Below are 24,655 nucleotides of genomic sequence, written 5' to 3'. Positions count from 1 at the left end.
ACCATGCACCACGCGAGCCTCGAACAGATTCAGGCGACTTCGAGCCCCCGAGTCGAGGGGCGGTTGAACGCGTACTTCGCGTTTACCGCGTTAGTGCTGGTGCTGTTCGCTCCCAGTCGGCTCGCGTACGTCAGCGCACTCGTCTGTTTCGTCGCACTCGGCGTCGACGCTGCAGGCCGTGACTATCTCACAGTCGTCCGTCTCCCGGTGTACTTTCTCCTGCCGAGCCTGCTGCTCGTCGTCCTGTTCACGAGCGGGTCGACCGCCCTCGCCTTCGGTCCCTTCTCGGTTTCCTGGGCCGGACTCGATCGGTCGCTTACCACCGGCTTGCGGTCGATCGGGTCGATCACGATACTGAGCTATCTGATCGTGACGACGACGGTTCCGCAACTCGTCGCCGCGTTACAGTCACTGCGGTGTCCCCGGTTCGTGATCGACGTCTCCCTGCTCACGTACCGTGCCATCCAGATCCTGCTCACGGAACTCGCCCGACTCGAACTCGCGGCGACGGGCCGCCTCGGCTTTCGAACGCGCCGGACGACGCTTCGCACGTCGAAGTCGCTCGCGTTTTCGCTGTTCCTGAAGTCCCTGTCGCGGGCTGAAGCGCTCAACGACGCGATGCTGGCGCGGGGCTACGACGGGAAACTCCCGTCGGCGACGACCGCGAGTCGGGGCCACAGCTACGTCGCCGTCGTGCTCGGCTGTATCGCCATCGCTGGGTGGTCCCTGTGATCGAAACCGAGGAGCTGCGCTTTCGACACGGCGACGAACGCGTCCTCGACGGTGTGAACTTCACGGCGAAGGCAGGCGAAGTGACCGTCATTTTCGGTCGGAACGGCGCCGGCAAGTCGACGCTGTTGCGCCACTTCAACGGCCTGCTCGAACCCGATTCGGGGACCGTCTTCGTCGGGGGCGATCCCGTCGCGTACGACGACGACTCGCTCACCGACCTTCGCAGGCGCGTCGGACTCGTTTTCCAGAACCCGGACGATCAGCTCGTCGCGCCGACCGTCGAACAGGACGTCGCGTTCGGTCCCCGGAACGCGGGCGTCGACGAGCCGGAACGGATCGATCGCGTCCTCTCGGAGTTCGACCTCGACAGCCAGACCGAACGCCTGTGCAACACCCTGAGCGGCGGAGAGAAGAAACGCGTCTCGCTGGCGGGCGTGCTCGCGATGGAACCGGAGTACGTGCTCCTCGACGAGCCGACCGCCGGGCTGGACGGGACCGGCTGCCGGGCCATCGGCCAGTTCGTCGAGTCACTCACCGACGCCGGCATCACGCCGATCATCGCGACCCACGACGTGGGGTTCGGGCTGACCGTCGCAGACACGGTGACCGTGCTGGACGGCGGCGTCATCGACTACCGGGGCGACACACTCCCCCGCTCGCTCGCCGATCGATACGGACTCCGACAGTACGTCTTCGAGTCGTGGACTGCACCCGACGGGGACCTCAGCTGATGTGGATCGCCGGCTTGTTGGGTTTCGCTTTCCCGGCCAGCTCGTCGTCGTCGGTGGCCGTCCGCACGGTCACGGTCGCGCCGAACTCGTCCTCGAAGAGCCAGGCAGCCTGCTCCAGGACTTCGAGTTCGCGGTCGGCGTCCATCGTCGGTTCGAGTTCCGCCTGGCGCTCCTGGAGGGCGGCCGCGAAGTCGGCGGCGGCCTCGCCGTGGTCGCCGACCACCTCGTCGTCCATGATCTCGCCCACGACGGCCGTCTCGGCGTCGGCCTCGCTGGCGATCTCGTAGGCGCGGTACTTCCAGTCCTGAGCGACGACGATCTCGATTGCCTCGGGGTCCTCGATGTCGACGACCTCCGTGATGTCGCGCACGTCGTCGAGCGTCCGCCGGATGAGCTGGCGCTCGACCCGATAGTCGTCCACGTCGTGCAGCGGCGTCGGCCAGTCGGCTTCCGCCGCCAATCCGCCCTCGCCCAGGTGATTCCACAGCTCCTCGCCCAGGTACGGCGCGATCGGTGCGACCATGGCCGACAGCGCCCGCAGGCCGCGGCTGTAGGCGTACTTGTACGGCGGTTCGTAGTTGCGGTACCGTCGGAGGAGGCGGGCGAACCGCTGGAGTTCGTTGACGACCTGGTGGAAGCGGAACCGGTCGTACTCCGCGGTGACCGCCGCGACGGTGCGGTCGATCTCCCGTTCGAGGTAGGCGTCGTGGGGTGCGCTTTCGGTGCGAGTGTCGTGGTCACCCTCCGAGAACGCCAGCACCATCCGGTAGAGGTCCTGCTGGAACTCGTAGGAGTTTTTCACGTCTTTCACCGTCCACTCGAAGTCCTGCTGGGGATGGGCCGCCGAGAGGACGAACAGTCGCGTGGTTTCGGCCCCGTACTCGTGGGGCGCGATGGCGTTGCCCTTCGATTTCGACATCTTCTGGCCGCTGTGGAGCACCGTCCCCTGGTTGATGAGCCGGTCGACCGGTTCGCGCACGTCGAGCAGGCCCAGGTCCGCTAGCGCGCGCGTGAAAAAGCGGATGTACAGCAGGTGGAGCACGGCGTGTTCCTCACCGCCGACGTACACGTCGACGGGGAGCCACTCGTCGGCGGTGTCGCTGTCGAACGGCGCGTCGTCGAAGTTCGGCGAGAGGTACCGCAGGAAGTACCACGAGGAGTCGACGAACGTGTCCATCGTGTCGGTCTCGCGCTCGGCAGGGTTGCCGCAGTCGGGACACTCGGTCTCTTTCCACTCCGTGGCGGCGTCGAGCGGGTTGCCCGTCGTCTGGACGAACTCCGGGAGTTCGACGGGCAGGTCCTCGTCAGGCACGGGGACGCGGCCGCAGTCCTCGCAGTGGACCATCGGGATGGGCGTTCCCCAGTAGCGCTGGCGGGAGATGAGCCAGTCCCGGAGCCGGTAGGTCACGTCCGACTCGATGGCGTCGTCGGCAGCCAGGAGCTGCTCGCGGGCGGCCGAACTCGCGAGGCCGTCGTACTCGCCGCTGTTGGTGAGCATCCCGTCGCCGGTGAACGGTGCAGTCGAACTCTCGTCAGTCTCGCCGATGGGTTCGACGACCTCCCTGACGGGGAGGTCCTGCTCGCTGGCGAAGCGGTTGTCGCGCTCGTTGTGCGCGGGCACGCCCATGACCGCGCCCGTTCCCACGTCGTCGAGCACGTACGCGGCGACGTACACCGGAATCTCGTCGCCGGTCAGCGGATGCGTGGCCGTCAGCCCGGTGTCGACGCCGGACATGCCGGCCTCGCCGGGGTCGCTCTCGCGGACGTCTGCGACGTACTCGGCGATCGCCTCGTCGTCCTCGGCGAGGGAGGCCGCGAGATCGTGGCCGGGCGAGAGCGCGACGTAGGTCGCCCCGAAGACGGTGTCCAGACGGGTGGTGAACGCGTCCACCGCCTCGTCCTCCCCTACTTCGAAGGTGACCCGGGCACCTTCCTGGCGGCCGATCCAGTTGCGCTGGATGTCCCGGACGCCCTCAGGCCACCCGTCAAGGTCGTCGAGGCCGGCGTGGAGTTCCGCGGCGTAGTCGGTGATGGTGAAGAACCACTGGTCGAGTTCACGCCGGCCGACGGGCGTCTCGCAGCGCCAGCAGACCTCCTCGGTCCCGTCCTCAGTGTCGTCCTCTATGACTTGTGCGTCAGCCAGGACGGTCTCGCAGTCAGGACACCAGTTGACGGTCGCAGCCTCGTAGTCGACCAGGCCGGCGTCGTGGAGCCGAGTAAAGAGCCACTGGTTCCACCGGTAGTACTCTGGGTCGCAGGTGGTGATCTCGCGGGACCAGTCGTAGCCAAAGCCCATCGTCTCCAGTTCGTCGCGCATCCGGTCGATGCAGGTGCGCGTCCAGGACTCGGGGTCCGTGTCCCGCTCGAAGGCGGCGTTCTCGGCGGGCAGGCCGAACGCGTCCCACCCCATCGGGTGCAGGACGTCGTCGCCGCACATCCGCCGGTAGCGCGCGTACGCGTCGGTGATGGCGTAGTTTCGGACGTGGCCCATGTGGAGCGCGCCCGACGTGTAGGGGAACATTCCGAGGACGTACGTGGGGTCCTCGGCGTCGTCGGGACAGTCGTAGACGTCCTCCCGGTCCCAGACGTGCTGCCAGTACTCCTGCACCCGCGAGTGATCGTATCTTCGCGACATCGAGATTCGCCGTTACCCTCTCTGGTACCGCGGCCCACATCAGGTTTCCCACTTTTTACTTCGTCGGGTGTCCTCGGCCTTCGGCCTGCGGGCACCACTCCTCGTAAAACCTGGACTAAAACTGCCGGACGGCTCACTCCCGCCGGTCGTTCGCGTCCGGAGAACCGCGCGCCTGCAGGCGCGCGGATGCTCGTCTGCTCACGACACGGCCGATTCTTGCTCCACCCGGATAGGAGCCACTCAGACGGCTCCAAGAACGCGAGCGTCCCTGCGCCCGTCATCCGCCAGGAACAGCACGCCTGCCCTTCCCCGTCTCCGCAAACGGAGTGAGCGGATGGCTCGGAAGTGCTTCTCTTCCAGCGAGTCGCGCCATGAACGGCGCTCCCGGCCATGCGGCTGGCGCGCACAGGGTGCGGCGTTCATGCCGCGCCCGACGCGTGAGGTCCCCGTGAGGAAGGCGAACGGGGGCTGTCAGGCTGGTCGCAGTGCTATCTCCGGCCGAGTCGGTTCGTGCTCGTTACGTATTCGGGACTAAGTAGCGAATCGCTTCATCTGCCGGGAATCTGTCAGGTACACGGTGCTACATAGAGAGGTTCCATGCAGCACAGTGACTTCGTTTTTTTTTTTCAGCCACTCTCCGCTGAATCACCTGCTCACTGTGTTTGCGTACTAAGAGATAGCACGAACCTGAAGGGCCGATCAATAATCTGTGTGGGGAGATATGCTGGACCAATCACTCGCTCATCTTCTGGGGAAGCTCGTTCTCAACGACTTCCCCGGTAAAGAGGAGGGTTATCACAAGCGTGACCCAGAGAGAGATCGTTATCAGTACGTCATATTCATTTCCCGCCTCACTACCGAGGGCCATACCGTATCCACCAGTCAAGAGTGCTATGACCAGCAACCAGGAATAACGACTCTCTTGAATCGCTTTGACAACGATGAGTGCGCCCAGCAGAGCCGTGAGTGAACTCGTAAAGATACTATATGCGTCAACAACGCCGAACAGGAATTCGTATCCAACCAGACTTCTGGATTCTGCATAGCCGACTTGGTAGCTGTGGGGAATGAACATGAAAAAGACGAAGAAGAGTATACCAAACAACGACAGGAGATACCCGAGGGCCTGTCCGAAGAGAGTACACGGATTCGATGTGCGGACTGTCATTGAAATGCCCGTTCTAATGTCAAAGCCCAATAATTTTCCACACAGAAAAGCCACAGGTGTCATATCGGGAAACAATCGCCATGATCTGTGAATCATCGCAGGTACCGCTTTGATGCATGTTGTCTGCGCAATCTCAGATCTCTATTCAGCAGACCACTCCCTACAAACCGAGAATCTGACGAAAGTATCGAGGACTACAGCCGGGAATCTGGTGCAGAACCCGTCTCACTTCGCGACGATCCGTTCGACGGCCTGCTGGGACTGGCCGGTCTTGCGAATCTCGAACACCGTCATCAGGTCGGTCCGCGAGACCAATCCCTCCAGATCGCCGCGCTCGTCGGTCACGAGCACGCGACCGATCCCCTGGCGCTGCATGATCGTAACCGCGTCTTCGGCGCCGGTCGTCGCCGACACCGTCTGCAGGTCCGTCGACATCACGTCGCCGACAGTGGCCGTATCGCGACGATCGGGATCGACCGACTGGACGTCTTCGAGCGTCACGAGGCCACGGAGGTCGCCGACTCGCGGGTCGTTCACCTCCCCGCTCACTCTCTCCGAGTCGCTTCGCGACTCGCCGTCGAGCACTGGATACCCGGTGTGGCGCTCCTGGATCATCCGTTCCAGCAGTTCCGAGAGCGGCGTCGTCGGCGTCACCGTGTCGAGGTCGGCCGCCGGCGTCATGATGTCGCCGACGGTGAGTCCCTCGAAGGTGTCCTCCAGCAGTATCTGGCGCGTCTCGCCGGTCGCACCGAGGTAGATGAAGAAGGCGATGGCGATCCAGAAGACGTTGAACAGGAGGATGCCGGCGAAGGTGAGCAGGACGGCGAACGCCTTCCCGACGCCGGCGGCGATCTGGGTCGCTTCCAACCGTGAGCGGTTGCGCGAGAGCAGCGCTCTGAGAACCCGCCCGCCGTCCATCGGGAAGCCGGGCAGCAGGTTGAACCCGGCGAGCACGACGTTCAAAACCGCGAGATACCCGAGGACGAACCTGACGGCAGGGAGGTCCGCGGGGAGAGCAGCGAACCCACCGTAACAGAGCGCGCCGATGACGACGCTCACGATTGGGCCGGCGATGGCGATCTTGAGCTCCTGGGTCCAGCTGTCGGGGAACTCCTCGAACTGTGCGAGACCGCCGAGAAACCAGAGCGTGATCGCCTCGATGTGGACGCCGTAGCGGCGGGCGACCAGCGAGTGGCCGAGTTCGTGCAGGAACACGCCCAGGAACAGGCCGAGCGCGGCAGCCAGGCCCAGCACCCACGGGAGGACGCCGTCGGTGAGCGCGGCGGCGTCGATCTCTCCGCCGAGTAACTCGCCGAGCAACGCGGCGGTCATCCCGATCTGGGTGCCGATGAGATACGCGATGAGCGGCACCACGAGCAGGAACGAGGTCCCGAGTTTGATCGGAATCCCGAAAACGGAGCCGATCCGCACACTTGCCATGCCGGCCGGTTGGCCAGACCCTCAGATAGGCCGACTGCCGGCATGTGCAGGCCACCGGACGGATGTCAACGACCGGCGAGATCCGGAGGTCGATTGCCCTGGAAGCCGTACCGACGGTATGGTGTTCCCCAGCCTCACCGATCCGATGGGACTGTTCGAGTATCTCATCGCGCTCATCATCATTACCGCACTGTTCATGGGTATCGTGCTGGTGCTCGGCCTCGGGCCGTTCTGACCAGTGCCGGGACGCTCCCCGGCGTTCCGCGGGCAGCGTCAGCGCCGACCCGTCACTTTCGGGTCGAGACCGCCCGACACGACAGTGACACCACCGCGCGCGACGGCTGCCGAAACGATCCTTCCGTGTGGACTATAGCCACACTGTCACCCCGGCAGACGAGGTCGACGGCGTCACGCCCCCGGCACCTGCGACGCCGCACCCGTTCGTTTCAGGTCGAAGACCCACTGACGGGACGGGAATTTCCGACCCAGCACCGACGCACGAAACCGACCCCACGACCTCTCCAGAGAGATACGGAGACTGTCCGATCTGCGCTGCACGCAACCCGTTGTCTTCAGGTCGAGAACCCCCAGATGATGGGTCGTCTGACGTCAGTATGAGCGCTCACGAAACGACCCCCAATCGTCTCCGGAGACGGATCGTGTGGTCGCGTGAGAGGGCGTCGGGTCACCAGTCGTCGCCGATCACCAGTCGTCGCCGAGCGCGTCGCGTGCGCGCTGGTACCCCTCGTTGGTCCGCCAGGTACGGCCGGAAGCGACGTGGCGGACGACGTACGCGCTCCCGCAGTCGCCACACCGATAGCCCTCGTCGGGGAATTTGACGGGCTTGGAAGCGCGGTGGCGGTCGGGTCGCCACCCGCAGTCGTCGGCCGTACAGACGAGTTCGAGGCGGCCGTCGGTGAACGTCCGGCAGTGACGCGGGGCGTCGATTTCGTCGGCTTTCTCGCGAAAGCGCTCGCCGTGGCCCGACTCGCCGAAGTGGTGAAACTCCCAGGCGTGGACGAGTTCGTGGCGAATGGTGCCGGTGAACTCCCGCCAGCCGAACTCCTGGTAGGCCGCCCAGGTGAGCACGATCGTGATCGCACCCGTCTCAGCGTTGTACCGACAGCCGCCGGCGCGGCGCTTGGCACGTTCGGAGATGGTCCAGTCGAGTTCGGCGACGGGCACGTCGAGGTCGATCGACTCGGCGTACGCGGCCGCACGAGTCAGCAACTCGCGACGCGTCGTCGGCTCCTCCCGCTGCACAGTACGTCGTGGCTCGAACCCGACCACAAAGTGCGTTTCGCCCACCACCCCTAACGCTCCCCACACTCGCGCGCATTTATTCTAACATTGTTAGAACATGGACCAGTTTTTATTACCGAGTAGGGGAGACACTGAGGGGACATGCTTTCGTTCAACGACTCGGCGGCGGCCGAAGAACTCGCCGGTCGCGCGCGCGACCTGATGGAAGAGGTCGTCATCCCGGTGGAGCGGGAAATGAAGGGCGGGATGACGGTCTCGGACGGGACGATCCGAGAACTGCGGGAGGCGGCCCGCGAGTACGGCGTCTACGCGCCCCAGATCGACGAGGAACACGGCGGGATGGGCTACGACTTCCGCGACACCCTCCCGACGTTCGAGGAGGCGGGGCGGTCGATCCTCGGCCCGCTGGCGATGCGGGTGGACGCCCCCGACGAGGGGAACATGCACCTGCTGGAACTCCACGGGACCGAGTTGCAGAAAGAGCAGTACCTCGAACCCCTCGTCGCGGGAGAGATCGCCTCTGGCTTCTCGATGACCGAGCCGATGCAGGGCGGCGGGTCGGACCCGAAGATGCTCCAGACCACCGCGGAGAAAGACGGCGACGAGTGGGTCATCAACGGCCACAAGTGGTGGACGAGCAAGGGCATCCAGGCCGACGTGCTGCTCGTGTTCGCCCGCACCGATCAGGAGGCACACCCCTACGAGGGCAGTTCCGTGTTCCTCGTCCCGAAGGAGGCCGACGGCGTCGAGGTCGTCCGCAACATCCCCCACGTCGGCAGCGACGTCCACGGCATCGGCCACGCCGAGATCAAGTACCACGACGTCCGCGTGCCGGAGGAACACCTGCTCGGCGAGGAAGGCAAGGGGTTCCAGCACGTCCAGGAGCGACTCGGCCCCGCGCGACTGACCCACTGCATGCGCTTTTCGGGCATGGCCGAGCGCGCGCTCGACATCACGAAGGCGTACATGGACGAACGCGAGGGATTCGGCTCGACGATGGCCGACAAACAGGTCCCCCGGTACGCCATCGCCGAGCAGGAGACGCGGCTGGCGGCCGCCCGGTCGCTGGTCCGACAGGCCGCGGACCAGATCGACGCGGGCGAGGAGGCCCGCACCGCCGTGTCGATGAGCAAGGTCTTCACCGCGAACGTCACCCAGGAGGCCGTCGACACGGCGCTGCAGTTCCTCGGTGGCAACGGCATCGCCAAGGACCTCCCCGTGGCGGACTTCTACGAGGACGTCCGCCAGTTCCGCATCGTCGACGGCGCCGACGAGGTCCACAAGCGGACCATCGCCCGCGAGGCGTTCGCCGACGTGGACGAGGCCGAACTCGACCAACTCACCCGATTCGACGCATGATCCGGGGAAAGGGTTACTCCGCCGCGCGCCGGAGGGGACGCCAATGGTAGACGCGACGCTCACCCTCGTCGACCGCGGGACCATCCGCGCGGACGCGAACTTCCTGCTGGAGAACCACGTCGTCGGCACCGCTGCCGAACCGAACCCGGACGCCCAGTTCGTCGAGGGGCCGGTGTACAACCTCGTCATCGACCACCCCGAGGCGACGATCCTCTGGGACACCGGCTCGCATCCCGACGCCGGCGACGGCTACTGGCCGCCGGAGCTGTACGCCGCCTTCGAGCATTTCGACGCTCACGAGCACCCGCTCCCCGACGCGCTCGCGGAGGCCGGCTACGCGCTCGACGAGATCGACGCCGTCGTCCAGAGCCACCTGCACCTCGACCACGCGGGCGGCCTCCACAACTTCGCCGGGACTGACGTGCCCGTGTTCGTCCACGAGGAGGAACTCAAGTTCGCCTACTACAGCGCCTGCACCGACCACGGCTCGGACGCGTACGTCCGCGCGGACTTCGACCACGAGCTGAACTGGCAGGTCGTCACGCGCCACCGCGAGACCCACTTCACGGACGTGGAGTTCGTCCACCTCCCCGGCCACACGCCGGGTCTGCTGGGGACGGTGCTCCACCTCGACGGGGAGACGGTGATCCTCGCGGGCGACCAGGCGTACGTGCGCGAGAACTACGACGACGAGCAACCGATGGGCGGCGACCTGCTCTGGAGCAAGCGCGACTGGCGGGAGAGTCTCCAGTTAGTCAAGGAACTCCAGCGTCGCCACGACGCCACGGTGTACTGCGGGCACGACCCCGAGGACGTCTCCAGCCTTTCCACTTAGGCCGAGACGACGATCGGGATCGGCGTGAAACACAGCAGTCCGAGTACCAGCGTGAGCGCGCCGAGCGCCTGCCTGCCGGGACCGACCGACGACTGATCCAGGGGTTCCGCGCCGGGGACGCGACTCAACAGCAGCGCGAAAAAGCCCCAGAGCACCCAGATAAAGGCGGCCTGGCCGTCCGCAAACACCAGGAGCCCGCCGGCCAGCGAGAACAGTACGGCGGGCACGAGTTTCTGGACGACGCTCGTTCGATCGCCGACCAGCGCCCGGGTGACGTGCGCGCCGTCGAGCTGGCCCACCGGCAGCAGGTTCAGGAACGTGACGAACGCGCCGACCCAGCCACCGATGACGACGGGGTTGACCATCAGCGACGGGTCGCCGTAGGAGAGCGGCTGACCGAGCGCCGTCGCGATCCCCTGTAACAGGAGCGGATAGCCGAGTTCGGTCTGCTGGACGAGTTGCGACCCGCTCGTCTCGATGGGCGGGAGCGAGACGCCGATCGCGGTGACGACGACGGTCGCGACCAGGCCCGCCAGCGGCCCCGCGACGCCGATGTCGAACAGCGCCTCCCGGTCGGGGATGTGGTCGTTCATGCGGATGAGCGCCCCGAGCGTCCCCAGCAGGTTCGGGATCGGAATGAAATACGGCAGGGTCGCCTCCACCTGGTGGTGGCGGCTCAGCGCGTAGTGGCCGAGTTCGTGGATCGCGAGCACCGATAGCACCGAGAGGGCAAAGGGCCACGCCGCCAGCAGGGAGAGTGGCTGCTCGCCGATGGGGAGGCCGTACCAGCGGGCGCCAGCGAGCAGCGTCGTCACGACGGTGGCGGCGAAGAGCGCGAGGTTGGTCCAGGGGACGGTATCGACGGACAGCGACCGCTCGGTGGCGACGAGCACGTGCTCGCCGGTCTCGTAGCGCAGGTCGATCCGATAGCCTCGGTCGCGGAACCGGGGCGCCAGTCGCTGGACGACGGTCTCTTTGGCATCCAGCGGCTCCCCGTAGTAGCGGACGTCCTGGTCGTCGACTTCCACCTCGTAGACCTGGAAGGAGTCCGTCAGCGCGTCCGGCTCGGGCAGGTTCCCCGGCACCGAGGCCGTCGGTGTCGACATCACCCTGGCTAGGGCCGGGAACGGTAAATACCTGTTCGCGCCCTGGAGCGAGTCAGAACGCCCGACGGTACTGCGGTGGGACCTCGACTGCGTCTTCTCGGTCTAACTGCTGGGCGGCGTGGAGCGTGAAGTACGGATCGCGGAGGTGTTCCCGGCCGACGATCGCCAGATCGGCGCGACCGTTCCGGACGAGTGAATCCGCCTGTTCTGGCGTCGTGATGCCGCCGACGGCACCGATCGCCACGTCAGACTCGACGCCCTCCCGGAGCTGTCGCCCGTAGCGGATCTGATACCCCGGTCCGGCCGAGGGGACCTCCTGGTCGGGGTGGACGCCCCCGCAACTGACGTCGATCAGGTCCGCCCCCGCAGCCGCGGCACGGTCGGCAAAGCGGATCGACTGCTCGACGGTCCACGACTCGCGATCGGGCAGCCAGTCGGTCGCCGAGATGCGGACGAACACGGGCAAGTCCGACGGCCACACCTCCCGGACGGCCTCGATGACTTCCAGCGGGAACCGAACCCGCCCCTCGAAGTCGCCGCCGTACTCGTCCTCGCGCGTGTTCGTGACCGGCGAGAGGAACTCGTGGAGGAGGTAGCCGTGGGCCGCGTGCACTTCGGCGATCTCGAAGCCGGCGTCGCGAGCCCGGCGGGCTGCGTCCGCGAACGACTCCCGCACGTCGGCGATGTCCTCGGTCGTCATCGCGCTGGTCGGCGGCGCGTCGGCCTCGTAGGGATACGGCTCGTCGGTCGGCCCGACGACCTCCCAGCCACCGTCGCCGGGCTGGAGCGGGTCGTGGCCCTCCCAGGGGCGACTGGTCGAGGCCTTCCGGCCGGCGTGGGCCAGCTGGATCGCCGGGACCGAGCCCTGGTCGCGAACGAACGCAGTGGTTTCGGCCAGCGCGTCGGCGTGTTCGTCGCTCCAGATGCCCAGGTCCTCCGGCGAGATGCGCCCGCGCGGTTCGACGGCGGTCGCCTCGGTCATCACGACGCCGGCGCCGCCGACGGCGCGGCTCGCGAGGTGCTGGAAGTGCCAGTCCGTCGCGAGGCCGTCCCGGTCTTCACAGGAGTACTGACACATCGGCGACACCATCACGCGGTTGGGAATCTCCGTTTCGGCGAGCGTGAGCGGCGTGAAAAGGTCGGCAGTCATCACAGGTCCGAGGTGTGGAGCGGTAAAAACCTCAGTGGCCGCGGTGAGACGGGCCGGTATCTCGGGTCACCGCGCGAGATCGAACGCGACGGCGACGTTGAGCGCCCAGAAGACGAACCGATACCGACCGGCCGGCAGGTCCGGACAGACTCGGAGCCGATCTTCGAGGGGATGTTCTGCGACCAGTCCCGTCTTTGTCAGTTCGAGCGTCCACTCGAAGGCCTCCCCCGGCGGGTGGACGATCCCCAGATCGTTATATACTACTGACCTGTCAGACGACGTTCCTCGGACGTCTTGCCATCCAGCCGCCGTCTGGACCTCGATGCTGTACTCGTCACTGGTGCCAGTGTGCTGCTCCTCGTCGCTGACGTTGGTGAGCGTGATCGTTGCGGTCTCGCCGTAGTCGTACGCCAACTGATCGACCCGAAGGGCGAACTGTGGCGTCCCGTCGGTCTCGGTGGTGTCGCCCCACGCCAGTTCGTCGGCGTCGTATCCCGCCGGATGCCGCTCGAAGTCCGTCTCGTCGCAGGACAGCGCCGGCGGCACCGTCTCCGGGTCGTCCTCGGGTCGGACGTGACCGGACAGGTCGTCGGTCGTTGGTGGCTCGTCTGTCGGTTGAGACGACCTGTCGCTACCGAGACAGCCGGCGACGGCGGTTCCGAGCCCAGCACCGGCCAGCGCGAGGGCACGACGACGGCCGAACTGTTGCATAGGTAACCAGAACAAACACCCCGGTAAGGGCTTTGTGTAAAAAAAGCGACCGCCGATCGCTTCGTTCAGTCCTCGACTTTCACGAGTTGCTTGCCGATGTTGACGCCCTCGAAGAGTCCGAGGAAGGCGTCGGGGGCGTTCTCCAGGCCCTCGGTGACGGTCTCCTCGTACTGGATGTCGCCCTGTGCGACCCACTGGGCCAGGCGCTCGGTCGCCTCACGGAAGCGCACAGCATAATCGCTGACGATGAACCCTTCGACGCGGGCCTTCTTCTGGACGAGCGTCGTCAGTTTTCTGGGACCCGTCGGCTGCTCGGTGGCGTTGTACAGCGAGATCTGGCCGCAGACGGCGACGCGGGCGAACTCGTTGAGGTTGGCGAAGGCGGCGTCGGTGATCTCGCCGCCGACGTTGTCGTAGTACACGTCGATCCCTTCGGGACAGGCCTCGGCGACTGCCTGGTGGAGGTCGTCGGCAGTCTTGTAGTTGATCGCCGCGTCGAAGCCGAGGTCGTCGGTCAGCCAGTCGGTCTTCTCGTCGGCGCCGGCGATGCCGACCACGCGACAGCCGTTGCGTTTGGCGATCTGGCCGACGACGGAGCCGACGGCACCGGCCGCGCCCGACACGAGGACCGTGTCGCCGGGTTTCGGCTCGGCCACGTCGAGCAGGCCGAAGTACGCGGTACGGCCGGGCATCCCCAGCACGCCCAGCGCAGTCGAGACGGGGGCGAGGTCCGGGTCGACCGGCTGGAGGGCGTCGCCGTCGGCGGTGGCGTAGTCGGCCCACCGGAGTTCGCCGGTGACGACGTCGCCCGCCGCGAAGTCGCCGTGGTTCGATTCGACCACGTCGCCGACCACGGCGGCTTTCATCACGTCGCCGACGGCCCAGGGTTCGGCGTAGGACTCGGCGTCGCGCATCCGGCCGCGCATGTACGGGTCGACGGACAGATATCGGGTCTCGACCAGCACCTCGCCGGGACCTGGCTCCGGAACCTCGTTCTCGACCAGTTCGAAGTTCTCCATCGTCGGTTCGCCCGTCGGGCGGCTCGCGAGTATCCACTCTCGGTTAGTGTCGGTAGGCACGGTTCGGGACGAGGGAAGTGGGGCGGATGAGTGTTCGCATACCGGAAGGGGTTCGCCGGGATGACGGCTTACTTGCGGGGCGGAACCACGAGCACGGGCACGTCGACCAGCCGGAGGACGCGGTTCGTGACGCTACCGAGCAGGCTCTCGCCGACGCCGGAGTGGCCGTGCGACCCCATCACGACCAGGTCGACGTCGTTGGCCGGGACGTACTCGCTCAGTGCCTGGTGCGGTCGTCCGCGGGTCACCGTCGTCGACACCGAGACTGCCGGGTCGGTCTCGTGGATGCGGTCGGCGACGCGATCCGTCGCTTCCTGGCCGTTGGCCTCGAGTTTCTCGATGAACTCCTGGGAGACGCCGCCGGCGTCGAAGGGGCCGGCGTCGACGAGCAGGTCGATGACGTTCACGACGTCGACCGGAGCGTCGAACCGGCCGGCGAGGTCTCCGGCCCACGGGCCAGCGGCTTCGGCCTCGTCGCTGCCGTCAGTCGGGACGAGCAGTTTCTCGACGGCCACGTCGTCGGGGTCGGTCGGCCCGTCGTAGCAGGTCGTCAGGACCGGGACGCTCCCCTGCCGGAGCACCTTGTCGGTGACGCTGCCCAGGAGGCGCTCGCGGACGCCGGTCGGCCCGTGGCGTCCCATCACGACGAGGTCGCTCCCGTGCTCGTCCGCGAACTCGAGGATCGCGTCGTGGGGCGTCCCCTCGACGAGGTGGGTCTCGACGGACTGGTCGGCGTCGGTCGCCTGCGTCTCGGCGTCGGCGAGGAACTCCTCGCCCCGCTCGCGCAGTGTGTCCGCGTCGGTCGTCGAAAACAGCGACGAGAGGCCGCGGTCCAGGACGTGCAGGACGTCGATCGTCGCGTCGGTGGCGGCTGACAGCGCCAGTGCGTGTGCCATCGCGACGGGCTGGCCGTCGCTCCCGTCGACGGCGACGAGAATCCGGTCGTGCATGCACGAGTGGTCGCCGCGCCGCGTGTTAAATGTAGGTCCACCTGCCAGGACCGTGAGACCCCCGCACTGATACTCGTGGGTGGCGAACGGCAGCGTGTGAATGTTCGACCGGATCCTCGTCCCGACTGACGGCAGTGACGTCGCCCTGAACGCCGCCGACAGCGCCGTGAGACTCGCGGCCCGCTTCGACGCCACGCTGCACGTGCTGCACGTCCTGGAACTCGGGGAACTGCCCCCCGGGATCGAAGACGCGGACGCGGACGAGTTCGCGCACGTCGGCGAAACCGCGATCGACGAGCTCACCAGCGCGGCCGGCGACGCCGGCGTCGAGACCGCCACCGACGTCGTCGAATCGCACGGGCCCACCCACGAGGTGATCGTCGAGTTCGCGAACGAACACGCCGCCGACCTCGTCGTCATGGGCACCCACGGACGCACGGGCCTGGATCGCTTCGTCCTCGGGAGCGTCACCGAACGCACCCTCCGGGAGTCCGACGTGCCGGTGTTGACGGTCCACGAGGGCGGTAGCCTCCCCGCGAACCTCGACCTGGAGAACGTGCTCGTGCCGATCGACGGCAGTCAGAGCGCCGACGCCGCCCTCGCACTCGGGATCGACCTCGCCGCCGAGACCGACGCGACCCTGCACCTGATTACGCTCGTCGACACGAGCAAACCCTGGCACCGCGCTGCCTCGGGAGAGACGCAAGAGGCAGTGGACGAACTCGGCAAGGACGTCCTCGACAACGCGCTCCTCCGCGCCGAGGCCACCGACGTGGGCACCATCGAAGGCAGCGTCGGCCGCGGCAAACCCGAAACGGCGATCCTCGAGTACGCCGCCGACCACGACGCCGACTGCATCGTCATGGGCACCCACGGGCGCAGTGGCCTGAACCGTTACCTCCTGGGCAGCGTGACCGAACACGTGGTCCGCACCGCCGACGCCCCCGTTCTCTCGGTGCGAGCCGTCGAGGATCAGTGACGCCGCCGGCGTTGGCCGTCGTCACTCCGTCATCGCGTCGGTCGACGCAGCGCAGTTGTTCGGGCCGCGTTCGAGTTGCAGCGCACGCTGGCGAGACAGGTCGCGCTGCCCGAGGTTCCCGTCGATGATCTGGGCGTGGTTCGCGGGCCGCGGGGGCATATCCCTCAGCACGTGTTCGATGAACTCCTCGACGGGCAGCGACAGGGCGTCCATCGCCTCGACGAGTTCCCCGAGCGTCGCCGTGTAGCTTCCGTCGGCCGCCGGCTCGGCGGCGTCGCTGTAGTGCCCCGGCGCGATCAGCGTCGTCTCGGGCAGCGTCAGGACGCGCTCCTGAAGCGAGTGGTACAGCTGGGCGGCCGCCTCCGGCGCGCCCTCGGACCCGGCCTCCAGGTCCGGCCGCGCTACGCTCTCGACGAACAGCCCGTCGCCGGTGAACAGGACCGCCTCGTCGACGTAGTAGGCGGTCATCCCCGAGGTGTGGCCCGGCGTGTGGATCGCCTCGATCGCACTCTCGCCCACCGCGAGCGCGTCGCCGTCGGCGATCGTCTCGTAGGCCACGTCGTACTCGACGCCGCGGTCCGTCGCCGCTTCGGGGACGACCGCCGTCGCCTCGGTGTGCTCGCCGAGCGCCCGGACCCCGCTCACGTGATCCGCGTGGACGTGCGTGTCGACGGCGTACCGGATGGTAGCGCCGTAGTCGGCCGCCACGTCGACGTACTCGCCGGCGAACGCCAGCAGCGGATCGATCACCGCGGCCGCGTCCCCGGAGACGACGAGATACGCGAGACACCCGCTCGACGGCCGCCGGAACTGCACGATCGTCGCGTCCGCATCCGTCGTCAGTTCGGTGTGCACGGAGAGGTCTGCCCACGCTTCCATCCCGCCGGCGAGGTTTCTGACGTCGGCGTCAGTCCGCTGGAGGTGCCGCGCCGAGCCCCGACTGATCTTGCCCGTCCCGCAGACCGTGACGACCGTCTCCGTCGGCACGTCCGCCAGCGCGACCGCCGGGTCCATCCGGGAGAGCTTCCGGTCCGGCACGTTGATCGTCTCGACGCTCGGCCCCTCGATGCGCCACTTCTCGAACTCGTGGGGCTGGCGCACGTCGACGATCGTCACCGACTCGCCCGCCTGGATCTTCGCGTACAGTTCCTCGGGCGTGATCTCGGGGACTCGCGACATGTTCGTACCAGTACAGGCGGACCAATTCGCCATAAACGTTCCCCCAGTATTGTACAATATACACAATTATATGAGGGCACTGCCAACCAGGACACACAGCCGGTTTGGGAGAGATCTGTATTCAGTTCCACAGGCGATATTCGAACGGCGAGCACTCGTCCCGTCGTCAGTCGGGGCACTCGGAACACAGCCGTTATGCCCACCGACGGCCTCTCCCCGACGATGATCGACGTGGCCGAACTCGAAGACACGGAGGCCGTCGCCGCCCGCCGCGACGAGATCGTGGCGGCGGTCCGCGACCACGCCGGACGGGTCGCCTACGCGCTGGCGAAACTGCAGGGCGGCGACTACGGCCAGCGAACGTTCGACACCGACCGCGGCAAGTGGACGGTCAAGTACGAGGCCGGCGACCTCGAGTATCTCCGCTTTTCCCCGAAGTCGGGGAGCGATATCTACGTGATCTCGACGAAACAGCCGCCCGAGCCGGAGGCTCTTGCGACGGCCATGCGGGACTACGAGGGATTCGTCGCGAGCTACAACGACCACGTGGCGTCGCTGGACGGCGTCCTCGACGACGTCCCGACCGAGTTTCCCGCCCTGGCGTCGACCGACGGCGTCGTCGCCGAGCGCGATCGCATCGTCGGCCGCATCCGCGAGGTCTGCGACTCGATCGCCCACGCGCTCCACCGCTACGAGGGCACCGACTACGGCACGTTCACCGCCCGCGTCGACGGGACGCGCTGGGAACTGAAGTGGGACGACGAGGGCGCCTCGTACCTCCGCGTCGGCGGCGAAGGCGGGATCTACCTGCTCTCGCAGTACGAACCGCCGGCCGCTCCCGACATCCGCGAACTCGCGCCCGCGTTCCGTGGGTTCGTCGAGGCCTACAACGAGCACGTCGGGGAACTCGAGTCCGACCTCGCGACCGTCGAGCTGTAGCCGCCAACTGCAAGACACATCTGTCTCGAGTGACTGCGGTCGGTATGGCCCAGACGGTGCGTGGGGAAGTGATCCACGTCGTGGACCCGGACGACAGAGACGAGTTCGAGCTCACCGAGGACCTCCGGACGCTCGCCGAGTCGCGGTACATCCTCGTCTGTCGGGAGGGCGGGTCGCCCTCCTGGTTCGAGCGCATCCGCTCGTTCCTGGCGCGCACCCCGATCAAGGCGGTGACGATCGTCTCCGACACCGAAGCATCGGAGGGCGAGGAAGTGACCGCGACCGTCGAGGAGACGGGGATTCCCGGCGTCTACGAGGCGACGGACCTCCGTTAGGCGTCCTCGTCCGACGCCGCGGCGGCCTCGGCGACCGTCTGGCGGTCCGGGAAGTACGCCGGCGCGTCGCGCTCGACCTCGAACCGGACGACCCGTTCGAGCGCGTCCGCACCGTCGGACACGTCGGATTCGAGTTCTGCAGCGAGCTCCGTGTAGTCGGCGGCCAACTCCTGGAAGGCGAGCATCCGGGCCTGTTTGGCCTCGACGAGCGCCTGCTTCTGTTCGAGGTCGGCTTCCCGCGCCTCCAGGTCGTCGAGATCGACCGACTCGTCCGGCCCCGTCGCCGACGGCGGGCCGACAGTGTCGGCGACCTCGTCGGGGCGGCCGTCGAGTTGCGAGCGGATCTCGGCCATCTCCGCGTCGAGTTCGTCCAGCAGGTCGTCGAGGTCGTCGCTCATCGTCTCGACGCGCCCCGAAAGCAGACCCGCCTGCACCTGGCAGTACTCGACGAACTCGTCGACGGAGAGCGCGTCGTCCTCAGCCATGGTTCTCACCGGCGGACTCCGCCGGCGCGTCCGGCTGACAGGTCTCGCAGGCACGCGTGTAGCGCGCGTAGACGAGGCCGCCCAGCAGGACGACGGCGACCGCCCCGAGCAGCGGGCGCAGCGGATCGAAGTACGTCATGAGCGCCGAACTGCTGAACAGCGCCAGGAGGAAGGCGTTACAGATCGGGCAACCGAACGCGAGGAAGCCGCCGACGGTGCCCAGCGTGGCGAGTCGGTCGTCGGATCGGTCCTCGACCGGCGGCCGCTGGGCGACGTAGACGCCGAGCAGCCCCGCCGTGAGGACGAGAAACAGGTAGTCGACGGGCCGGGAGGGAACCATGCGGACGTAGATCGGGTTCGGAATCAATCCCGTCACGACGCCGAACAGGACGAAGCTCCCGAGGCTCACCGCAGCCCCCTTCGCGAGTCGCAACCGTGATGCGTCCATCAGTTACCTCGTCGTACCGGGCGTGCGGGCATAAACGTCCGGGACCCTGGCGGGACGGCTGGCCACGACGGCCCGGCTCAGGCGTCGAGGGTGGCCGCCAGTTCGCCGCGCTCCTCGAGTTGCTCCAGAATGTCGCTCCCGCCGACGAACTCGCCGTCGACGAACGTCTGGGGGATCGTCTCCCGCCCGCTGTGAGGTTCCAGCGCGGTCCGGAACTCGTCGAGTGATTCGAGCACGTCCACCGTCTCGAACTCGTCGCGGTGTTTGCCGATCAGCGCCATCGCCTTCTCGGAGTACCCACACTGGGGCATGATCGGCGTTCCCTTCATGAACAGGACGACCTCGTTGTCCGCGATCGCGTCGTCGACGCGCTCGGTCACCTCGTCCTGCGGCAGGCTCTCGTTCGGGTCGAAAGTCATACCTGTTACGTCGACGGCCCGAGGCAAATGCGTTCCGCTACCCCGCGGTCAGGCCGCGTCGTCACGTTCGGTCGGCGTGTACGTCTCGATCTCCAGCGCGTGGATGTCACGCGTCAGTCGCTCGCCCAGCGCGTCGTGGACCCGCTGGTGGCGGTCGACCAGCGATTCCCCCTCGAACGCGGGCGACACGACAGTCGCCGCGAGGTGATCCTCGTCTTCGGGCCCGCGAGCGTGCGTGACCGTCGCCTCGGCGTCGGGGATCGTCTCCTCGATACACGCTTCGACCTCGTCGAGATCCATGTCCCAGGGGAGGCAACCGAGGCAAAAAACAGTTCCCACCGCGCACGGCGTCCGCACCGCCAGCGAAGCGAGTATCATCGGTGATACTCCGACGGATGGATTTATTACCCATCACCCGCCAGTGTCAGTTACTGGCACACCGCGTGCCACCACCCCCCACCCCCACCCCCCACTTCTTCCTTTCGCGGTACCCACACCAGTATCCGTTCGCGACCGGCGGGTCTCGCCAGTGCGCCCGTGGCCGTCGGCCGGGATTGATGAGGGCGTCAGTCGTAGCGCCGTACATGCCGACGTGGGACGAACGCTTTCGCACGGGATCGTATCCACAGGACCCGGACCCGTCGCCGGTGCTCGAACGCTACCTCGGGGCGTTCCCGGACGGCCGGGCGCTGGACGTGGCGGCCGGGACGGGACGTAACGCCGTCTTCCTCGCCAGTGAGGGATACCAGGTGGACGCCATCGACCAGTCGCGGGCCGGCCTGGAGATCACCCGCGACCGCGCCGGCGAACGCGGCGTCGCCGACCGCCTGAACTGCATCCAGGCGGACGTCCCCTCCTACTGTTTCCCCACCGGCACCTACGACGTCGTGACGATCAGTTTCTACCGGGCCATCGACCGCCTGGCCGACCTCAAGGAGGCGCTGGCGCCCGGGGGCGCCCTCTTCGTCGAACACCACCTCCGGACGACCGACGACGTCGAGAGCGGGCCCAGTACCGATCGGTATCGCTTCGCCGCCAACGAGTTGCTCCGCGCGTGTCTCGACCTGACGGTGCTGTACTACGACGAGCGCACCGAGGACCGCGGGGACGACCGCCAGTCGGCCACCGCGCAGATCGTCGCCCGGAACACGACCGGGCCGCGACAGTCCTACCCCGCGGTGCCTCGCGAGTGACCGTCCAGCCCCGACGCCGCCAACACTGATATCGGAGCAGTGAGAAGACCGCGGGTATGCTCGTCAAGGACGTCATGGCGACCGACATCGTGACGTGTGACGTCGGCGCGACGCTCCAGACCGCGGTCGAGCGGATGCTGAAAAACGACGTCGGGAGCGTCATCGTCACGCACAGCGACGATCCGTACGGCATCCTCACCAAGACTGACGCGCTCCACGCCGGCGCCGTCACCGAACGCCCGTTTCCCGACATTCCGGTCAAGAAGGTCGCCAACAACCCCCTGGTCACGGCGTCGAAAAGCGAGACGGTCCGGACCGCAATCGATCGGATGCACGACAAGAAGATCAAGAAACTCCCCGTGGTGGAGGACCTCGACGTCGTCGGCATCATCACCCAGAGCGACATCAGCGCCCACTTCCACAGTTTCATCCGCGAGGCCCACGCGCTCGAACGGGGACACGCCGACTGGTCGAGCAACGACCGCGTCCAGGGCTTCGACGAGTGACGAGCCCGGCACGGCGTCAGCGCCGACCGCGACGACCTCTCACGAACGTACGCCCCGTACGTTCGACGCGGCAGAGACACCACCGAGCCGACGGCGGACGGTGAGAATCGTGACCCGAGCTCCAGCCACAGAACCGTCACGCGAGCGCCGGCAGCAGCAACGTTCCGCCACTCCGTCGGGGCGGCATCCGTCCCGCGACGGGAGGACGCGGCGTACTCGGTAGCGAGTAAAAATGGCGCATTTAAGTGACTGCATCACCCGGGGTCGACCAGATGGGACGGTACGGTGGTATCGACGTCGGGGGTACCAACACGCGGGCAGTCGTCGGCGACGACGACGGTGAGATTCTGGCGACTGCGCGAGCACCGACGCCGCAGGGACCGACGGGTATCGACGTCACCGAGGCCGTCCTCGACCTCCTCCGGGAGGCGTGTGCGTCCGCGTGGATCGACCCGGAGCGGCTCGACGCGGTCGGGGTCGGCTCGATCGGGCCGCTCGACCTCGCCGCGGGCGCGATCGACAGTCCGGCCAACCTGCCGGCGTCAGTCGAGTGCGTCCCGCTGACCGGGCCGATCAGGGAGCTGGTCGGCGGCAGCGACGTGTACCTCCACAACGACACGGTCGCGGGCGTCATCGGGGAACGGTTCTACGCCGACCACACCCCCGACGACATGGTGTATCTCACCATCTCGACCGGGATCGGCGCCGGCGTCTGCGTCGACGGCCGCGTCCTCTCTGGCTGGGACGGCAACGCCGGGGAGATCGGCCACCTGACGCTGGACCCCGCCGGCGCACTGACCTGCGGCTGCGGCCGCGACGGTCACTGGGAGGCCTACTGCGCCGGGTCGAGCATTCCCCAGTACGCTCGGCACGTCCACGAGACGATCGACGTCGAGACGGCGCTGTCCGTGACCGACGCGTCGTTTTCGGCCGCCGACCTGTTCGCGGCCGCCGGCGAGGACCCGCTCGCCGACGCGGTCGTCGACCGCCTCGCGGACTGGAACACCCGCGGGGTCGTCAACCTCGTCCACGCCTACGCGCCGCTGGTGATCTACGTCGGCGGCGCGGTGGCACTCAACAACCCCGACCTGATTCTCGATCCCGTCCGGGACCGCCTCGACGACGAGGTCATGTCGAACATCCCCGAGATCCGGCTGACGACGCTCGGCGACGACGTGGTCGTGCGCGGCGCCCTCGCCAGCGCGATGACCGCCGGCACCGGCGACCGGTCTCGACTGGCCGACTGACCGCGGCCGGTCAGTCGGCGCGGAGCCCCTCGAAGTAGACGGAGACGTCCTCAGCGGGCCCAGCGGTCGTGAGCGCGGAGAAAACGACGGTCAGCACGAGCCCGAGCACCATTCCGAGCAGCGACGCGTTCCAGCCGCCGAACACGAGCGAGGGGACCTGCGCGAGGAAGACGCTCGCGAGATAGAACGCCTGGCTGCCGACGACGCCGGCGAGGATGCCCCAGCGGGTCGTCCCGGTCCAGTAGAGCGCCACGAGCACGGGCAGCGCGAGTTGGGCGAAGCCGCCGAACGCCGTGTCGCCGATCTGAATGAGCGACCCCGGCGCCCAGAGGCTGGCGACGAACGCGGCCGAGGCGAAGACGACGACGCCGACGCGGGCGACGGCGTCCTCACGGCGGTCGCTGGCGTCCGGGTTGACGAACGGCCGGTAGATGTCGCGCGTGAGGTACGACGACCCCGAGAGGAGCATCGAGTCAGACGACGACATCATCGCCGCCATCGCGCCGGCGGTCACGAGCGCGGCGAACCAGACCGGCGTGTACGACGCGAGCAACACCGGCAGGACGTTGCCGTTCTCGGGCACGGTGACGCCGAGCCCCTTCGCCCAGGCGCCCAGCATGAACGCGGGCACGAACAGCAACACGACCAGCACCGGCCACAGCGAGAAGGTCCGCTTGAGGACGCGCTTGGAGCGCGCGACGAAAAAGCGCTGGTTGATCTGCGGGAACATCGCCACGCCGAAGGCGATGTTCACCGCGCTGGAGACGACGAACGCCGGCGAGTACGGCGCGCCCGGCGCGGCGGCCCCGCCGAGGGCCTTGAACTCGGCTGGCAGGCTGGCCGTCGCGGCGCTCGGCCCGCCGACGGCCGCGAGCACCCAGGCGACCGCCGCCCACACCATGGTGAGCATGAACAGTCCCTGGACGGTGTCGGTCCAGGCGACCCCCTGCATCCCCGCGACGACGACGTAGAGGATCATGAACACGGTGATGCCGCCGGCGCCGACCCAGAAGGGAACCGCCCCGCCGGTCAGCGCCTGGATGGCGGTGCCGGCGCCCTTCTGCTGGAGCATCACGTACGGGAACAGCCAGAACAGGCTGATAGCGGCGACGAGTCCACGCAGTCGCTGGGAGCCGAAGCGGTCGCCGAGCATCTCGCCGAGGGTCATGTACCCCTGGCGGCGCCCGATCAGCCACTGCTTGTAACCGACGACGTACCAGAGGATGGCAAAGAGGACGCCGTCCATCAGCCCCATCACGAGAATCCACTCCGGCCCGGCGCCGTAGGCGATGTTCGGGCCGCCGAAGAACGTGAACGCCGACAGCAGCGTCGCGAACGTCGTGAACAGCAAGACGACGGTCCCGATGTTCCGCCCGGCGAGGTAGTAGTCCTCAGCTGTTCGCTCGGTGGCCCTGTAGGCCACGACGCCGATCAGCAGCGTCACGACGAGGTAGGCCGCGATGATCCCGAGTTCGAGAAGGACGCTCATCTACGCGCCCTCCTCGATGCCGATCCCCCAGGCGCGCGTCGCGAAGACCCGGAAGACGGCAGCCGTCACGGCCATCCAGCCGACGTGCCACCAGACCCACACTGGAAGCCCCGCGACCACCGTCGCGTTCCGCCAGAGAAACCACGGCACGCTGAACGCCACCAGGATCGCAAAGACGGCGGTCCACAGGAGCGCTCGCTTCGATTCGATCATGCTACGTGGTGCTCTCTACAGCCCCGCGAAAGAATAGTACTTGCCAACCGTCGCCGCAGGAGCG

At 67.3% G+C, this 24,655-nt stretch carries 26 protein-coding genes; 10 read left to right on the top strand and 16 right to left on the bottom strand.

The genetic code is table 11. The annotated features are described in order from the left end of the window. Positions 1–3: 3 nt before the first annotated feature. Positions 4–732: a cobalt ECF transporter T component CbiQ gene (gene cbiQ, locus ACFR9U_RS06165; RefSeq protein WP_247379459.1), complete on the top strand. Its 729-nt coding sequence runs from the start codon at positions 4–6 to the stop codon at positions 730–732. Then, entirely contained in the window at positions 720–1,463 is a 744-nt protein-coding gene (locus tag ACFR9U_RS06160; RefSeq protein ID WP_417458106.1) for an energy-coupling factor ABC transporter ATP-binding protein, read from the top strand. The genes cbiQ and ACFR9U_RS06160 overlap by 13 nt, the downstream gene beginning before the upstream one ends. Here the strand turns inward: ACFR9U_RS06160 and leuS are convergent. The 4 genes from leuS to ACFR9U_RS06140 all read right to left on the bottom strand — a co-directional run bounded on the left by leuS (position 1,456) and on the right by ACFR9U_RS06140 (position 7,969). Next, positions 1,456–4,098, bottom strand: a complete 2,643-nt coding sequence (gene leuS / locus ACFR9U_RS06155) for a leucine--tRNA ligase (protein WP_247379464.1) — start codon at positions 4,096–4,098, stop codon at positions 1,456–1,458. The genes ACFR9U_RS06160 and leuS overlap by 8 nt on opposite strands. A gap of 733 nt (positions 4,099–4,831) precedes the next feature. Continuing rightward, positions 4,832–5,266 (bottom strand): hypothetical protein, encoded by a 435-nt coding sequence (locus ACFR9U_RS06150; RefSeq protein WP_247379466.1) that lies wholly within the window; start codon positions 5,264–5,266, stop codon positions 4,832–4,834. A gap of 225 nt (positions 5,267–5,491) precedes the next feature. Continuing rightward, on the bottom strand, positions 5,492–6,706 hold the full coding sequence (locus tag ACFR9U_RS06145) for a site-2 protease family protein (protein WP_247379468.1): 1,215 nt from the start codon (positions 6,704–6,706) through the stop codon (positions 5,492–5,494). A gap of 702 nt (positions 6,707–7,408) precedes the next feature. After that, positions 7,409–7,969, bottom strand: coding sequence for a SprT-like domain-containing protein (locus tag ACFR9U_RS06140; RefSeq protein WP_247379470.1), 561 nt, complete (start codon positions 7,967–7,969; stop codon positions 7,409–7,411). Between the two features lie 141 nt (positions 7,970–8,110). On the opposite strand from ACFR9U_RS06140, the gene ACFR9U_RS06135 reads away from it, so the two are divergent. Both ACFR9U_RS06135 and ACFR9U_RS06130 read left to right on the top strand, forming a co-directional pair. Then, the gene (locus tag ACFR9U_RS06135; RefSeq protein WP_247379472.1) at positions 8,111–9,328 is read left to right on the top strand and encodes an acyl-CoA dehydrogenase family protein; all 1,218 of its coding nucleotides are present in this window, start codon (positions 8,111–8,113) and stop codon (positions 9,326–9,328) included. A 43-nt stretch (positions 9,329–9,371) separates the two neighbouring features. After that, positions 9,372–10,163, top strand: a complete 792-nt coding sequence (locus ACFR9U_RS06130) for an N-acyl homoserine lactonase family protein (RefSeq protein WP_247379475.1) — start codon at positions 9,372–9,374, stop codon at positions 10,161–10,163. On the opposite strand, the gene ACFR9U_RS06125 is transcribed toward ACFR9U_RS06130, so the two are convergent. The 5 genes from ACFR9U_RS06125 to ACFR9U_RS06105 all read right to left on the bottom strand — a co-directional run bounded on the left by ACFR9U_RS06125 (position 10,160) and on the right by ACFR9U_RS06105 (position 15,159). Then, on the bottom strand, positions 10,160–11,269 hold the full coding sequence (locus tag ACFR9U_RS06125; protein WP_247379477.1) for a site-2 protease family protein: 1,110 nt from the start codon (positions 11,267–11,269) through the stop codon (positions 10,160–10,162). The two genes, ACFR9U_RS06130 and ACFR9U_RS06125, sit on opposite strands and share 4 nt — an antisense overlap. 52 nt (positions 11,270–11,321) lie before the next feature. Next, positions 11,322–12,419, bottom strand: coding sequence for an NADH:flavin oxidoreductase/NADH oxidase (locus tag ACFR9U_RS06120; RefSeq protein ID WP_247379479.1), 1,098 nt, complete (start codon positions 12,417–12,419; stop codon positions 11,322–11,324). A 66-nt stretch (positions 12,420–12,485) separates the two neighbouring features. After that, a complete protein-coding gene (locus ACFR9U_RS06115) occupies positions 12,486–13,130 on the bottom strand; it encodes a hypothetical protein (RefSeq protein ID WP_247379481.1) in 645 nt (214 codons plus the stop codon). 65 nt (positions 13,131–13,195) lie between these two features. Next, entirely contained in the window at positions 13,196–14,209 is a 1,014-nt protein-coding gene (locus tag ACFR9U_RS06110; protein ID WP_345893391.1) for an NADP-dependent oxidoreductase, read from the bottom strand. A gap of 68 nt (positions 14,210–14,277) precedes the next feature. Next, positions 14,278–15,159, bottom strand: a complete 882-nt coding sequence (locus ACFR9U_RS06105; RefSeq protein ID WP_247379483.1) for a universal stress protein — start codon at positions 15,157–15,159, stop codon at positions 14,278–14,280. Positions 15,160–15,259: 100 nt separating this feature from the next. Here ACFR9U_RS06105 and ACFR9U_RS06100 point away from each other — a divergent pair, with 100 nt between their 5' ends. Then, positions 15,260–16,138, top strand: coding sequence for a universal stress protein (locus tag ACFR9U_RS06100; RefSeq protein WP_247379485.1), 879 nt, complete (start codon positions 15,260–15,262; stop codon positions 16,136–16,138). 21 nt (positions 16,139–16,159) lie between these two features. Here the strand turns inward: ACFR9U_RS06100 and ACFR9U_RS06095 are convergent, their stop codons facing one another. Next, a complete protein-coding gene (locus ACFR9U_RS06095) occupies positions 16,160–17,317 on the bottom strand; it encodes an MBL fold metallo-hydrolase (protein WP_247379487.1) in 1,158 nt (385 codons plus the stop codon). Between the two features lie 222 nt (positions 17,318–17,539). Between ACFR9U_RS06095 and ACFR9U_RS06090 the strand changes: the two genes are divergently transcribed. Together ACFR9U_RS06090 and ACFR9U_RS06085 are read left to right on the top strand one after the other, a co-directional pair. Then, positions 17,540–18,256, top strand: coding sequence for a hypothetical protein (locus tag ACFR9U_RS06090; protein WP_247379489.1), 717 nt, complete (start codon positions 17,540–17,542; stop codon positions 18,254–18,256). 44 nt (positions 18,257–18,300) lie between these two features. Continuing rightward, positions 18,301–18,591 (top strand): DUF7526 family protein, encoded by a 291-nt coding sequence (locus ACFR9U_RS06085; RefSeq protein WP_247379491.1) that lies wholly within the window; start codon positions 18,301–18,303, stop codon positions 18,589–18,591. On the opposite strand, the gene ACFR9U_RS06080 is transcribed toward ACFR9U_RS06085, so the two are convergent. From ACFR9U_RS06080 to ACFR9U_RS06065, 4 genes are all read right to left on the bottom strand, one after another. Continuing rightward, complete coding sequence (locus tag ACFR9U_RS06080; RefSeq protein WP_247379493.1) at positions 18,588–19,076, bottom strand: hypothetical protein; 489 nt, start codon at positions 19,074–19,076, stop codon at positions 18,588–18,590. The two genes, ACFR9U_RS06085 and ACFR9U_RS06080, sit on opposite strands and share 4 nt — an antisense overlap. Further along, positions 19,069–19,524, bottom strand: a complete 456-nt coding sequence (locus ACFR9U_RS06075; RefSeq protein WP_247379495.1) for a hypothetical protein — start codon at positions 19,522–19,524, stop codon at positions 19,069–19,071. The genes ACFR9U_RS06080 and ACFR9U_RS06075 overlap by 8 nt, the downstream gene beginning before the upstream one ends. A 77-nt stretch (positions 19,525–19,601) precedes the next feature. Then, on the bottom strand, positions 19,602–19,943 hold the full coding sequence (locus ACFR9U_RS06070) for a glutaredoxin family protein (protein ID WP_247379497.1): 342 nt from the start codon (positions 19,941–19,943) through the stop codon (positions 19,602–19,604). A 48-nt stretch (positions 19,944–19,991) separates the two neighbouring features. Further along, entirely contained in the window at positions 19,992–20,243 is a 252-nt protein-coding gene (locus tag ACFR9U_RS06065) for a BolA family protein (protein ID WP_247379501.1), read from the bottom strand. Positions 20,244–20,527: 284 nt separating this feature from the next. Between ACFR9U_RS06065 and ACFR9U_RS06060 the strand changes: the two genes are divergently transcribed. From ACFR9U_RS06060 to ACFR9U_RS06050, 3 genes are all read left to right on the top strand, one after another. Continuing rightward, positions 20,528–21,136 carry a class I SAM-dependent methyltransferase gene (locus ACFR9U_RS06060; RefSeq protein WP_247379503.1) on the top strand — a complete coding sequence of 203 codons (609 nt, stop codon included), beginning with the start codon at positions 20,528–20,530 and terminating at the stop codon, positions 21,134–21,136. Positions 21,137–21,192: 56 nt separating this feature from the next. Beyond that, a complete protein-coding gene (locus tag ACFR9U_RS06055) occupies positions 21,193–21,642 on the top strand; it encodes a CBS domain-containing protein (RefSeq protein ID WP_247379506.1) in 450 nt (149 codons plus the stop codon). Positions 21,643–21,914: 272 nt separating this feature from the next. After that, positions 21,915–22,889 (top strand): ROK family protein, encoded by a 975-nt coding sequence (locus ACFR9U_RS06050; protein ID WP_247379508.1) that lies wholly within the window; start codon positions 21,915–21,917, stop codon positions 22,887–22,889. 10 nt (positions 22,890–22,899) lie between these two features. Here ACFR9U_RS06050 and ACFR9U_RS06045 read toward each other — a convergent pair whose 3' ends face one another. Then, positions 22,900–24,378 carry a sodium:solute symporter family protein gene (locus tag ACFR9U_RS06045; protein WP_247379510.1) on the bottom strand — a complete coding sequence of 493 codons (1,479 nt, stop codon included), beginning with the start codon at positions 24,376–24,378 and terminating at the stop codon, positions 22,900–22,902. Next, positions 24,379–24,591 carry a DUF3311 domain-containing protein gene (locus ACFR9U_RS06040; RefSeq protein WP_282594339.1) on the bottom strand — a complete coding sequence of 71 codons (213 nt, stop codon included), beginning with the start codon at positions 24,589–24,591 and terminating at the stop codon, positions 24,379–24,381. Positions 24,592–24,655: the final 64 nt, after the last annotated feature.

The sequence above is a fragment of the Halorientalis brevis genome, from assembly GCF_042678165.1.
GTDB lineage: Archaea > Halobacteriota > Halobacteria > Halobacteriales > Haloarculaceae > Halorientalis > Halorientalis brevis.
This window is presented reverse-complemented; position numbering and strand designations above follow the sequence as displayed.